This is a genomic window from Nocardia sp. NPDC051911, assembly GCF_040681035.1.
In the GTDB taxonomy this organism is placed as follows: Bacteria; Actinomycetota; Actinomycetes; order Mycobacteriales; family Mycobacteriaceae; genus Nocardia; species Nocardia sichangensis.
In genome coordinates this window covers 1-12895 of the sequence record NZ_JBFAXY010000067.1, presented here as the reverse complement: position 1 = coordinate 12895, position 12895 = coordinate 1, and the positions used below count along the sequence as shown (strand labels likewise).

Below are 12895 nucleotides of genomic sequence, written 5' to 3'. Positions count from 1 at the left end.
GCGAGATCATGCATACGCTGCCGCATGCCGCGCAGGTCGCGATCCGTGAATCACTTGACGACAACGACGATACGCAGGTGATGGCATACAACAGCGGCGACCTGGCTAATTATCAAGGTGGTGCTTTCGACACCACCGTGCGACACAACACAACTAACGGGTAACATCTGCGATCGTGAATTCGACCCTGGCGCGATTGCGAACTCCCCTGGAGTCGGGGTTTGCCCAGGCCGGCAACATCTTTGCGCTGCTCCTGGACGTTTTGCGAAAGACTTTCCGCCGCCCCTTCGAGTGGCGGGAGTTCATCGAGCAGTCGTGGTTCATCGCGAGTGTCTCGATCCTGCCCAGCGCGCTGGTCGCGATTCCGTTCGGCGCGGTCGTGGCATTGCAGACCGGCTCGTTGATCAAGCAGCTCGGCGCGGAATCCTTCACCGGCGCGACCAGCGTGCTGGCAACCGTCCAGCAGGCGGCTCCCGTCGTGACGGCCCTGATCATCGCGGGCGCGGCCGGGTCGGCGGTGGCCGCCGATCTCGGCTCGCGGACCATCCGCGAGGAGATCGACGCGATGGAGGTGCTCGGCATCGATCCGGTGCGAAAGCTGGTGGTGCCGCGCGTACTCGGCATGATGCTGGTCGCGCTGCTGCTCAACGGACTGGTGTCGGTTGTCGGCATCGCCGGCGGGTACTTCTTCAACGTCCTGCTGCAGGGCGGCACTCCCGGCGCCTACCTGGCGTCGTTCTCCGCCCTCGCTCAGCTGCCGGACCTGTGGATCGGTGAGATCAAGGCGGCGGTATTCGGTCTGCTCGCCGGCGTCATCGCCGCGTACAAAGGGCTGCATCCCAAGGGGGGCCCGAAAGGAGTCGGTGACGCGGTGAACCAATCCGTGGTGATCACGTTCATGGTGCTGTTCTTCGTGAACCTCATCCTGACCATGGTGTACCTACAGGTCGTCCCCGCCAAGGGTGCCTGACAGATGGCCACGTCATACCGAACCCCGGTCGCCAAGTCCATGCGCCGGGTGGGTGAAGTCGCTCGTATGCCGCTCAACGTCATCGATCGCGCGGGCGAGCAGATGTCGTTCTACTCGCGGGCCATCGCGTGGATCCCGCGGACCGCGGTGCACTACCGCAAGGAAGTCATGCGGCTGCTCGCCGAGGTCACCTTCGGCACCGGCGCGCTGGCGGTGATCGGCGGCACCATCGGCGTCATCGTGTTCATGTCCGGCTCCGTCGGCGTCGTCGTCGGCCTGCAGGGCTTCAAGGCCCTCGACGCGCTCGGTAGCTCGGTGCTCACCGGCTTCCTCACCGCCTACATCAACACCCGTGAGATCGCGCCACTGGTCGCCGCGCTAGCGCTCTCGGCGACGGTCGGTTGCGGTTTCACCGCGCAGCTCGGCGCCATGCGGATCTCCGAGGAGATCGACGCGCTCGAGGTGATGGCGGTGCCCAGCGTGCCGTTCCTGGTCACCAGCCGCGTGATCGCCGGGTTCCTCGCGGTGATCCCGCTCTACATCGTCGGGTTGCTCGGCACGTTCATCGCGTCGCGGACGATCAGCATCTGGTTCAACGGGCAGTCCAGCGGGTCCTACGACCATTACTTCAGTTTGTTCCTGCCACCGGAGGACGTGCTCTATTCGTTCCTCAAGGTGCTGGTCTTCGCGTTCGTGATCATCATGGTGCACTGCTACTACGGGTTCCACGCCACCGGCGGCCCCGCGGGCGTCGGCGTCGCGGTCGGCCGCGCGGTCCGCGCCGCGATCGTCCTGGTGAACGTGCTCGACTTCTTCCTCAGCCTCGCGATCTGGGGCACCACCACCACGGTGCGGGTGGCCGGATGAGCCGCACTCAAACCTGGCGCTCCACCGCGAAGCTGCGTACTCGGGCGCTGGGGATCGCGTTCTTCGTCGTGGTCGCGTTGTTCCTGTGGACCACCATCGCGATCTACAACAAGCAATTCGTGAAGACGGTGGACGTCGATCTGATCACCGACAGCGTGGGCAACGCGCTGACTCGCAACGCGGACGTGAAGGTACGTGGCATCACGGTCGGCGAGGTGCGCTCGAGCAGTTCCGAAGGCGGCGAGGTGACCTTGAACCTGGCCATCAATCCGGACAAGGCGCAGCAGATTCCCGTCAACGCGACCGCGCGCCTGCTGCCCAAGACGCTGTTCGGCGAGCGCTACGTGGACCTGGTGATCCCGGAGCAGCCGAGCCCCCAGCATCTGACCGACGGCGTCACGCTGCACCAGGACGTCAGCGGCAACGCCATCGAGTTGAGCAAATTGCTCGACGATGTGCTGCCCTTGCTCCAGGCCATCCCGCCGCAGGATCTCGCGGCCACGTTGGGCGCGCTGTCCCAGGCGCTGTCCGGGCAGGGCACCGCGCTCGGCCAGACCTTGGACAAGCTCGACGACATCTTCCGGCAGGTCAACGTGGTGCTTCCGGACCTGCGGGCCGACCTGCGCAGTTTCGCCGAGGTGGCGGCCACCTACTCCGACGCGGCGCCGCAGCTGATCCAGGCCCTGGACAACCTGCGCACCACCAACGCCACGATCGTGCAGCGGCGCACCGACATCGACGCCCTGTACGCGACGCTGACGCCGACCTCGGCCACCACCACCGAGTTCCTGCTCGCCAACCGCGACAACATCGTCGACGTGGCGGCCGACTCCCGTCCCGCGCTGGAGCAGCTGGCCTACTACTCGCCGAACTACGCCTGCGCGCTGGCGAACTTCGCGCAGCTGAAGCCGCGCATCGACCGGATCTTCGGCAAGGGCACCGACAACCCGGGTTCCCGAGTGACCATCGAGCTGACCAACACCCGCGGCAAATACCTGCCCAACCAGGACGAACCGCGCTGGCTGGACACCAGGGGGCCGTGGTGCATCCCCGAGATGCCGGTGGGCGTCGATCCCGGCCAGTACACCGGCGGCCCGAACAACGACGGCTCCTACGCCGTCCCGAGTCGTAACCCGGGTGACCAGCAGACCGGTCATCTGGAGCCGCCGCAGTTCGGCGTCCACCCGGCGAGCAAGATGCCGACGATCGCCGGTTCCCCCATGGAGCAGCAGTCGCTCGGCGCGATCTACGGCGCGGCCAACGGTGTCGCCCCGGATCAGGTGCCTGGCTGGGTGACCAGGGTCGGCGCGCCCGCGTTCCGTGGAAGCGAGGTGAGCGTGCGATGAAGCAGCAACTGCGCGGCCTGGGCGGGCCGTTGACCAAGCTGGTCATCTTCGTCGTGGTGACCTTGTTCGTGACCACCGTGCTCGCGTTGTCGATCGCCAACTACAGCGGCGGCGGCACGCATTTCAAGGCCAGGTTCACCGACGTCACCTCGCTCAATCCCGGTGACGAGGTCCGCATCGCGGGCGTGCGGGTCGGCAAGGTCACCGCTGTCTCGATCGTCGACAAACGCCTGGCCGAGGTGAAATTCGACCTCACCGACCGGGACTGGCTGCCCGCGTCGACCACCGCGACGATCAAGTACCGCAACCTGGTCGGCCAGCGCTACATCGCGCTGGAGCAGGGGACCGGGGAGCAGGGACGGAAGCTGAACAAGGGCAGCACCATCCCGCTGGAGCACACCAGGCCCGCGCTGAACCTGACCACGCTGTTCAACGGCTTCCGGCCGCTGTTCCGTACGCTGACCGCCGACGACGTGAACAAGCTCTCCTTCGAGATCATCCAGGTCTTCCAGGGTGAGCAGGGCACGATCCACGATCTCGTCGCGACCACGGCGAACCTGACCAACAAGATCGCCGACAAGGACGCCGTGATCGGTGAGCTGACCCGCAATTTGACCGCCGTGCTGGACACCGTCAATCAGCGTGACGACCAGTTCGATCAGTTGATCGTGAACACCGAAGCGTTGATCAGCGGCCTCAACGCCAATCGCGACACGATCGGCCGTTCGGTGACCTCGCTGGCCAACCTGACCTCGGCGACCTCCGACCTGCTCGTCCCGGTGCGTCCGACCCTGCAAGGGTCGATCGCGGGTCTGAGCCAGTTGACCGGCACGCTCGACGAGCGCCAGGACGAGGTGAACGAAGCGCTGACCAACCTGCCGCTCAAGATGGAGAAGCTCGGGCGCGCCGCGAGTTACGGCTCCTGGTTCCAGTTCTATCTGTGCGGCATCGACATCGTCGTCGGGCCGGGCGCCGTCGACGCGCCGCAGCTCAACCTGCCAGCAGGACTGCCGACGATCAACCAGCCGCTGTACACCAACGCCGCGCCGCGCTGCCACGGGAAGGCTCGCTGATGGATGATCGCATTCTGCTCGGCAAGCGCAGCCCGGCGTTCCTGGGCGCGCTCGGCCTCGCCGTGGTGCTGTTGGTGACGGTGTCGGCGTTCTTCCTGGATCAGCTGCCGATCATCGGCGCGGGGACCAAGTACACCGCGGAATTCCGTGAGGCGGCGGGCCTGAAGAAGGGCAACGAGGTCCGGGTGGCCGGCGTCAAGGTCGGGTCGGTGTCCGACGTCCGGCTCGACGGTGACCGGGTGCTCGTGGACTTCCGCACCAAGGACACCTGGATCGGCAACGACACCACCGCGTCCATTCAGATCAAGACGCTGCTCGGCCAGAAGTACCTCGCACTCGATCCGCGAGGCTCGAAGCCGGCCGATCCCAGTTCACGGATCCCGCTCTCGCGCACGGTCTCCCCGTACGACGTGGTGGACGCGTTCACCGACGCCGCGCGCACCATCGATCAGATCGACACCACGCAGCTGGCCAAGAGCATGCAGGTGCTGTCGGACGCCTTCGAGACGACGCCGCCGGAGATCCGCGGCTCCATCGACGGCGTCGCCCGGCTGTCGGAGACGCTGGCCAAGCGCGATCAGGAGTTGAAGAAGCTGTTCGCCGCGACCAGGCAGACCACGCAGATACTCGCCGACCGCAACGCCCAGTTCGAGCGGCTGCTCGCCAACGGCGGCCAGTTGCTCGCCGAACTGAACGTCCGCCAGCAGTCCATCAGGCAGTTGCTGTCGGGCGCCAAGACGGTCTCCGCGGAGCTGAGCGCGCTCGTGCACGACAACGAGGAGCAGATCGGGCCCGCGCTGAAGAATCTGCGCGCCGCCATCGACCTGCTCAACGACAACCAGCAGAACGTGTCGAAGACGTTGGAACTCGCGGCGCCGTTCTACAGCCTCTACGCCAGTGTGCTCGGCACCGGGCGCTGGTTCGACGCGGTGATCGTCAACGTGGTGCCGCCCGCACTGCCCGAAATCCCCGGCTACCGTCAGCCGATCCGCACCTTGGGAGGTAACTGACGTGGCGGACAACTGGCGTAGCGATCCGGTCGGCGCGGTGCGCGGTTCCAGCCGTGGCGCAAAGGTCGGCATCGCGCTGGTCGTCGTGCTGGCCGTGCTGGTGGCGGTGGTGCTGTGGTGGCTGTTCGACCGGCTGACCACGACCAAGATCACCGCCTACTTCGATCGCTCGGTCGGCATCTACGAGGGCTCGGACGTGCGCATTCTCGGCGTGCCGGTCGGCTCGGTCGCTTCGGTGGAGCCGCAGGGCGATCAGGTCAAGATCGTGATGAGCGTGGATCGCAAGTACGACGTGCCCGCGGACGCGCGAGCCGCGCAGATCACGCCGTCCATCGTGTCGGATCGCTACATCCAGCTCACCCCGGCCTACACCGGCGGCCCGAAGATGGCGCGGAACGCGACCATTCCGCGCGAGCGCACGGCCACGCCGGTGGAAGTCGACCAGCTGTACAAGAGCATCACCGAACTCTCCGACGCACTGGGGCCCAACGGCGCCAACGCCGAGGGAGCGGTGAACGAGCTGGTGCGCACCGGCGCGGCGAACCTGTCGGGCAATGGCGAGGCGCTGGCCAACAGCCTCACCCAGCTGTCCAGGGCGGCGCGATACCTGTCGGACGCCCGCGGCGACATCTTCGACACGGTCAAGAACCTGCAGGCCTTCATCACCATGCTGGCCCAGAACGACCAGCAGGTCCGGCAGTTCAACACCCAGCTGGCCGACCTGTCGTCCTTTCTCGCCGACGAGCGGCAGAATCTCGGCGCGGCACTGAATCTGCTGTCGATCGCGCTGGGTGACGTCGCCCGCTTCATCGACGACAACCGGGACCTGATCGCGAGCAACGCCGACAAACTGACCCAGCTCACCAAGACGCTGTCGGATCAGCGCAACGACGTGGCCGCCCTGCTGCCGGTCCTGCCGCTGGCGTTGAGCAACCTGATCAACGTGCACAACGCCGAATCGGGCACCCTCGACATGCGCGCGAACTTCCCCGAACTGCAGGACCCGTTCGGCGTGGTGTGCAAGATGCTCGACCTGTCCAAGCTGATGCCAGGCGATCCCAAGTTCGAGGCGCTCGGCAGGCAGATGCGGCCGATCCTCGACCACTGCAAGGAGATCACCGACCAGATCACTTCCGGGGTGCAGACCCCGACGCTGAACCTGCCGTTCGGCATCCTCAGCGGCGAGAACCAGCAGCGCGATCCGGTGCCGGGCACCGTGCCCGGCACGCCGTCGGACCGGCTTCCGCCGTCGCAGGGAGGGGCGCGATGAGCACTCGAATCCGTTCGCTCGTACGCGGTTTCGGCGCGGCGCTGGCGCTCGGCCTGACCGGCGCGCTGATCACATCGTGCGCCTCCGACGGCATCTACAGCGTGCCCCTGCCCGGCGGCGCCGACGTGGGCGAGCATCCGATGCACATCGACATCCAGTTCGACGATGTCCTCGACCTCGTGCCGCAGTCGGCGGTCAAGGTCGAGGGCGTGCCGGTGGGCCGGGTCGAGAAGATCAGCATCGGCAAGGACCAGTGGACCGCCACGGTGCGCACGGTGGTCAACTCGTCGGTGAACCTGCCCGCGAACGCGCGGGCCGAGGTCCGGCAATCGAACCTGCTCGGCGAGAAGTTCATCGAGCTCTCCAAACCCGCCGCCGAGCCGGAGTCCACCCGGCTGGCCGACGGCTCGGTCATCCCGGTCGACCGCACCCGGCACGCCACCGAGGTGGAGCAAGTGCTCGGCGCGCTGTCGCTGCTGCTCAACGGCGGTGGCGTCGCGCAGTTGCAGCCGATCGTCACCGAGTTGAACAAGACCCTCGGCGGCCGCGAGGACCGGGTGCGCTCGTTGATCGAGCAGGCGAACACGCTGATCTACGGCCTGAACCAGCAGGTGGACGACATCACCCGGGCGCTGGACGGTCTCGACGTGCTCAGCAGCCGGGTGAGCAAGCAGACCGATCAGATCGGCAAGATCCTCGACGAGCTGCCCAAGGGCATCAAGATCCTGGAAGAGCAGCGTCCGCAACTGGTCGCCCTGCTCGCGCAGCTGGACCGGCTCGGCGAGGCAGGCTTCGACGTGCTGAACACCGCGAAGGACGACCTGATCCGCGACCTGACCTCGCTGCGGCCCACGCTGCAGGAACTGGGCCGGTCGGCGCCGGATCTGGTCACCGCGGTTCCCTTGATCCCGACCTACCCGTTCCCCGATTCGGCGCTGGAGAGCACCTTCGGCGGCAGTGTGAACACGTGGTTGTCGGTCGACCAGCAGATCGGCGTCACGCTCAGCAACCTGGGTGTGGGCAAACCCGATCCGGTGTACATCCCGCCGGTCGGTCCGCCGGTGCCGGTGAACCCGACCAACCCGTACTACAACGGCAACGGTCCGCGTCCGGGCTGGCCTACGGTGTCGATCCTGCCGCTGCCGCCGCTGATGGCGCAGCCGCCCGCGCCCGGCGTGCCCGGTCCGGTCGGGGCGATTCTCGAGCAACTCGGCGTAGGGAGTGGTCCGCGATGACGCGTCTGGTGCGGTGGCAGCTCATCGCGTTCGTGGTCATCGCGGTGCTCGGCGTCGTGTACGTCGGCGGCAAGTACATCCGGCTCGACCATATGTTCGGGCTCAACCAGTACACGGTGAAGCTGCGCGCGGCGCAGACCGGCGGCATCTACAAAGGCGCCGAGGTGACCTACCGCGGCGTCCCGGTCGGCCGGGTCGGCGAGCTGGAACTCACCGGTGAGGGCGTGGTGATGAACCTCGTCATCGACTCGAGCGCACCGAAGATCCCGGCGTCGGCGAAAGCCGTGGTGGCCAACCGGTCCGCGATCGGTGAGCAGTACGTGGATCTGCAGCCCGATTCGGACGCCGGCCCGTTCCTGCGGGACAACTCGGTGATCACCTCGGCGACCCTGCCGGTGTCGGTCGAGCAACTGGTGTCCAGCGTGGACACCTTCGCCAGCTCGGTGGACCTGACAGCGCTCAACACGACGGTGCGCGAACTGGGCAAGGCGTTCGACGGCAAGGGCGACGATCTGCAGGTGCTGATCGACTCGCTGAACAAATTCACCGAGACCTTCCATCAGACGCTGCCGCAGACCATCCAGCTGGTCCGCGACGGCAGGGTCGCCCTCGGCACGCAGGCCGAGCAGTCCGCGCAAATCCGCGAATTCAGCGACGGCCTGGACAAGCTCACCGCCCAGTTGCGCTCCAGCGACCCCGACGTGCGCAGGCTCATCGGCACCGGAACCGACGCGGGCGAGCAGATCGGCGCGCTGCTCGAGCAGAGCGGTGGCTCGCTCACTCAGGATTTGTCCAATCTGCGGCTGTTGTTGCAGGCGATCTCACCGAAGTTCTACGCGATCAAGCCGTTGCTGCAGATGCTCCCGCAGCTGTCGATCGGCGGTTCCTCGACCGCGCCCGGCGACGGGACCAGTCACTTCGGCCTGGTGCTCGAGACCAACAATCCGCCCGCCTGTACGGTGGGCTACGAGGGCACGCATCGGATTCTCGAACAGATGAAGGCGCAGAACCCGAACTTCGACGACACGCGCGACGAGTTCCCGTTCAACAAGGACGCCAAATGTCTTGTGCCGTTCGGTAATCCGACCGCCGTCCGGGGTGGCGAACGAGCCGATCTCGCCGATCCGGCCATCGTCCAGCCCTGGGACTCCAACCCCAAAACCGATCCGGAAAAGCTGAACCTGACTCCGGTGGCCGTGCAGTTGTCGACCCTGCTGGGGGTCACGCCGAAGCGGTGACCAGGAGCAATGACGTTAGGGTGTCTCGCGTGAGTGACTGGAGCGAGCGAACCACGGGCATGCCGTGGAGCGCGACCGAGCCGACCGACGGCGAGGCGCTGTCGTGACCGCCGATCTGACCAAGCGGTCCGATGCGGCGGCGCCGGACGCGCCGGACACCGTGACGACAGCGGCGGAAACGCCCACCGCGCAATCCGACGCCGGTGATCGGAAAGTCACCGATCGGGCAGGCGTCGAGTCCGCTCGCCCCGGTGGTGCGTCCGTGCTCAGCCGGGTGGTCCTCGTCTGCTCGGCCGTGCTGCTGGTCATCGCTTTGGCCGGCGCCGCATGGTTCGGCGCGGGCTGGGTACGGGCCGCGTTCACCGACGGCCCGCGCGCCGAGGCCAGGGACACCGCCCTGGACGCCGCGCGCCAAGCCGCGCTCAACATGACCTCGATGAACCTGGACGACGTGCCCGGCTCGCTGGCGCTGGCCCGGTCCTCGATGACCGGAGCGTTGCTGGACTCGGCCACGAAGAACAAGGACCAGGCGGAGCAGATGGCGCAGCAGAGTGGGGTCGGGATGACCTCGAAGGTGCTCGGCTCCGCGCTCACCTCGCTCAACAGCGAGGAGGACAAGGCGTCGGCGCTGGTCGTGCTGCAGGTCACCGAGAAGGGCAAGGACAAGCCGCCCGCCGACTACCGCTACACCTGGACCGTGGACCTGGCCAAGGACGGCGAGGTCTGGAAGGCCGAGCAGATCTCCTCGCTCAGCCAGCCGGTGTTGCTGAGCGGCGGGCCCGCCGCGCGGCCGACCGCGCCCGCGGCCGACCAGCCGCCCGCCGCGCCGAAGCCGGGATCGTAGGAGGACACCCATGACGTCTCGCCGACCGGTCAACCGGGTCACCTCCAAGCGCAGGCCCGGCGCGGAACCGCCCCGTACCGCGTCCTCGCGCACCGAACGGCCCGCACAAGCCCGCAAACCGCGTGTGGCGGGCGTTTCCCGGCCCGCCGCGGAATCGGACAACCCCCGCGCCGAACAAAGCTCTGCGGGTGCCTCTCGATGGCGCGAGATCATCTCGCGCGGCAAGGACCGTCCGCGGCGCACGACCGGACGGCCGCGCTGGGGTGTCAGCGCGGCCCTGCTGATCGCCGCGCTCCTACTCGGGGGTTTCGCGTGGCTCGCCGCGCAACAGCCCGGCGTGGACACGTCGAATCAGGCCTACGTGGACAACGAGGCCACCCAAGAGGTGCGCGCGGCCGCCGACAACGCGCTGCGGACCGTCTACGCCTATGACGTGAAGAAGATCGACGGCTATCGGGACACCGCGAAGCAGGTGCTCACCGGGAAGATGCTCGCCGATCTGGACAAGTACGCCGACACCACTATTTCGGCGGTCAAGCAGGCGCAGACCAGTGCCGATGCAAAAGCCGATCCGATTGCTGTGACATTGCTCACCGACGATCGCGCCGAGTTGATCGTCAATCTGGTGGTGAGCGCCACCAAGGACGGCGTGGCGCAGCAGAGCGTCTCGGGCCCGGTTGTCCTGCACATGCAGAAGGTGGGCGGTCGCTGGCTGGCCAGCGACATCGTGGACCAGTAACGGCTACCACATCGGCCGGGATGACGCAGCGCGGCAGGCGATCTCGCCGGCGCCCCGGCCGGGCCTGCCACTTGACGAGTTTCGCCCGAACCGTCACGCTATTCACAACAGCGGCAGCTGTCACAGTGGCTTCCAGTGCACCGTGGGTCAGGACGCAGCCAGCGGATTCGGCCCGGCGCGGCAGCCATGCGGACGATCACACGGGTGGTACTTTGACACCCCCGTGTACTTGGGTGTAGGTTTGGACGTTGCGCTGGCTGCCTCCTGTCCATACCTCGATTTGCACACGTAAGTTCACCCTTCCGGTGTTACTTCCGTTGTTGCCTGTTCGAGTTTCGTTCGGGTAGTAACCAGCGGAATTCGTAGCAGACAAGCGACGGTCGCGGACCACCACGCGACGCGCATGAGGTGCTGGAAGGACGCATCTTGGCAGTCTCCACCCAGACCAAGGCAGTTGCCGGAATCCCCGGAGCCCCGTTGCGGGTGTCTTTCGCGAAGATCCGTGAACCCTTGGAGGTGCCCGGGCTTCTCGATCTACAAACGGAATCGTTCGCTTGGCTGATCGGTTCGCCGGATTGGCGTGAGCGCGCGGCGGCTCGCGGCGACGTCGGCCTAGTCGGTGGCCTCGAGGAGGTACTCGAGGAGCTTTCTCCGATCGAGGACTTCTCCGGCTCCATGTCCCTGTCCTTCTCCGATCCGCGCTTCGAAGAGGTCAAGGCCTCGATCGATGAGTGCAAGGACAAGGACATGACGTATGCGGCTCCGTTGTTCGTGACGGCGGAGTTCATCAACAACAACACCGGTGAGATCAAGAGCCAGACGGTCTTCATGGGTGATTTCCCGATGATGACCGATAAGGGCACGTTCATCATCAACGGCACCGAGCGGGTCGTGGTGTCGCAGTTGGTGCGTTCGCCGGGTGTGTATTTCGACCACAGTGTCGACAAGGGCACGGAGAAGGACTTGCACAGTGTGCGGGTCATCCCGAGCCGTGGCGCGTGGCTGGAGTTCGATGTGGACAAGCGCGACACCGTGGGTGTGCGCATCGACCGCAAACGCCGCCAGCCGGTCACCGTGCTGCTCAAGGCGCTGGGGTGGACCACCGAGGAGATCGTCGAGCGCTTCGGCTTCTCCGAGATCATGATGTCGACCCTGGAGAAGGACAACACCGCCGGTCAGGACGAGGCGCTGCTGGACATCTACCGCAAGCTGCGTCCGGGCGAGCCGCCGACGAAGGAGTCCGCGCAGACCCTGTTGGAGAACCTGTTCTTCAAGGAGAAGCGCTACGACTTGGCGCGCGTGGGCCGGTACAAGGTCAACAAGAAGCTCGGCATCCACCTGGGCGAGCAGGTCGTCGGTTCGGTCTTGACGAAGGAAGACATCGTCAACACCATCGAGTACCTGGTGCGCCTGCACGCGGGTGACAAGCTCATGACCGCCCCCGGCGGCGTCGAGGTCCCGGTGGAAGTGGACGACATCGACCACTTCGGCAACCGCCGCCTGCGCACCGTCGGCGAGCTGATCCAGAATCAGATCCGGGTCGGCCTCTCCCGTATGGAGCGCGTGGTCCGCGAGCGGATGACCACTCAGGACGTCGAGGCGATCACGCCGCAGACCCTGATCAACATCCGCCCGGTCGTCGCCGCGATCAAGGAGTTCTTCGGAACGTCCCAGCTGTCGCAGTTCATGGACCAGAACAACCCGCTGTCGGGCCTGACCCACAAGCGTCGTCTCTCGGCGCTCGGCCCGGGTGGTCTGTCCCGTGAGCGCGCCGGTCTGGAAGTCCGTGACGTCCACCCGTCGCACTACGGCCGCATGTGCCCGATCGAGACCCCGGAAGGCCCGAACATCGGCCTGATCGGTTCGCTGTCGGTGTACGCGCGGGTCAACCCGTTCGGCTTCATCGAGACCCCGTACCGCAAGGTCGTCGACGGCCGGGTCACCGACGAGGTGGTCTACCTGACCGCCGACGAAGAGGACCGCCACGTGCGCGCCCAGGCGAACTCGCCGGTCGGCGCGGACGGCCGCTTCCTCGAGGATCGGGTCCTGTGCCGCCGTGGCAACGAGGAGAACGAGCTCGTCGCCGCTAGCGAGGTCGACTTCATGGACGTCTCGCCGCGCCAGATGGTGTCGGTCGCGACGGCGATGATCCCGTTCCTCGAGCACGACGACGCCAACCGCGCCCTGATGGGTGCGAACATGCAGCGTCAGGCGGTTCCGCTGATCCGTTCCGAGGCGCCGATCGTCGGCACCGGTATGGAGTTGCGTGCCGCGGTCGACGCCGGTGACGTGGTGGTGAACGA

At 66.6% G+C, this 12895-nt stretch carries 10 protein-coding genes and 1 pseudogene; all 11 read left to right on the top strand.

Annotation, left to right across the window (positions count from 1 at the left end; all coding sequences use genetic code 11):
- Positions 1–175: 175 nt before the first annotated feature.
- Positions 176–970 (top strand): ABC transporter permease, encoded by a 795-nt coding sequence (locus AB0L97_RS37640; RefSeq protein ID WP_355072047.1) that lies wholly within the window; start codon positions 176–178, stop codon positions 968–970.
- Between the two features lie 3 nt (positions 971–973).
- Positions 974–1837 (top strand): ABC transporter permease, encoded by an 864-nt coding sequence (locus tag AB0L97_RS37635; RefSeq protein ID WP_355072049.1) that lies wholly within the window; start codon positions 974–976, stop codon positions 1835–1837.
- A complete protein-coding gene (locus AB0L97_RS37630; RefSeq protein WP_364439596.1) occupies positions 1834–3183 on the top strand; it encodes an MCE family protein in 1350 nt (449 codons plus the stop codon). The genes AB0L97_RS37635 and AB0L97_RS37630 overlap by 4 nt, the downstream gene beginning before the upstream one ends.
- The gene (locus AB0L97_RS37625; RefSeq protein ID WP_355072053.1) at positions 3180–4256 is read left to right on the top strand and encodes an MCE family protein; all 1077 of its coding nucleotides are present in this window, start codon (positions 3180–3182) and stop codon (positions 4254–4256) included. The genes AB0L97_RS37630 and AB0L97_RS37625 overlap by 4 nt, the downstream gene beginning before the upstream one ends.
- Positions 4256–5266, top strand: a complete 1011-nt coding sequence (locus tag AB0L97_RS37620) for an MCE family protein (protein ID WP_355072054.1) — start codon at positions 4256–4258, stop codon at positions 5264–5266. The genes AB0L97_RS37625 and AB0L97_RS37620 overlap by 1 nt, the downstream gene beginning before the upstream one ends.
- Before the next feature lie 37 nt (positions 5267–5303).
- On the top strand, positions 5304–6536 hold the full coding sequence (locus AB0L97_RS37615; RefSeq protein ID WP_356970018.1) for an MCE family protein: 1233 nt from the start codon (positions 5304–5306) through the stop codon (positions 6534–6536).
- On the top strand, positions 6533–7771 hold the full coding sequence (locus AB0L97_RS37610) for an MCE family protein (RefSeq protein ID WP_364439591.1): 1239 nt from the start codon (positions 6533–6535) through the stop codon (positions 7769–7771). Before AB0L97_RS37615 ends, AB0L97_RS37610 begins: the two co-directional genes overlap by 4 nt.
- The gene (locus AB0L97_RS37605; RefSeq protein WP_355072058.1) at positions 7768–9009 is read left to right on the top strand and encodes an MlaD family protein; all 1242 of its coding nucleotides are present in this window, start codon (positions 7768–7770) and stop codon (positions 9007–9009) included. The genes AB0L97_RS37610 and AB0L97_RS37605 overlap by 4 nt, the downstream gene beginning before the upstream one ends.
- A 103-nt stretch (positions 9010–9112) precedes the next feature.
- Positions 9113–9853 carry a hypothetical protein gene (locus AB0L97_RS37600; protein WP_364439588.1) on the top strand — a complete coding sequence of 247 codons (741 nt, stop codon included), beginning with the start codon at positions 9113–9115 and terminating at the stop codon, positions 9851–9853.
- Positions 9854–9863: 10 nt separating this feature from the next.
- A complete protein-coding gene (locus AB0L97_RS37595) occupies positions 9864–10592 on the top strand; it encodes a hypothetical protein (RefSeq protein WP_364439585.1) in 729 nt (242 codons plus the stop codon).
- Between the two features lie 408 nt (positions 10593–11000).
- Positions 11001–12895: pseudogene (locus AB0L97_RS37590) on the top strand (DNA-directed RNA polymerase subunit beta); the annotation flags it as partial.

Coding starts and splice junctions, on each gene's coding strand:
- AB0L97_RS37630 (WP_364439596.1), top strand. CDS start 1,834: ATGAGCCGCACTCAAACCTGGCGCTCCACCGCGAAGCTGCGTACTCGG.
- AB0L97_RS37610 (WP_364439591.1), top strand. CDS start 6,533: ATGAGCACTCGAATCCGTTCGCTCGTACGCGGTTTCGGCGCGGCGCTG.
- AB0L97_RS37635 (WP_355072049.1), top strand. CDS start 974: ATGGCCACGTCATACCGAACCCCGGTCGCCAAGTCCATGCGCCGGGTG.
- AB0L97_RS37620 (WP_355072054.1), top strand. CDS start 4,256: ATGGATGATCGCATTCTGCTCGGCAAGCGCAGCCCGGCGTTCCTGGGC.
- AB0L97_RS37605 (WP_355072058.1), top strand. CDS start 7,768: ATGACGCGTCTGGTGCGGTGGCAGCTCATCGCGTTCGTGGTCATCGCG.
- AB0L97_RS37595 (WP_364439585.1), top strand. CDS start 9,864: ATGACGTCTCGCCGACCGGTCAACCGGGTCACCTCCAAGCGCAGGCCC.
- AB0L97_RS37625 (WP_355072053.1), top strand. CDS start 3,180: ATGAAGCAGCAACTGCGCGGCCTGGGCGGGCCGTTGACCAAGCTGGTC.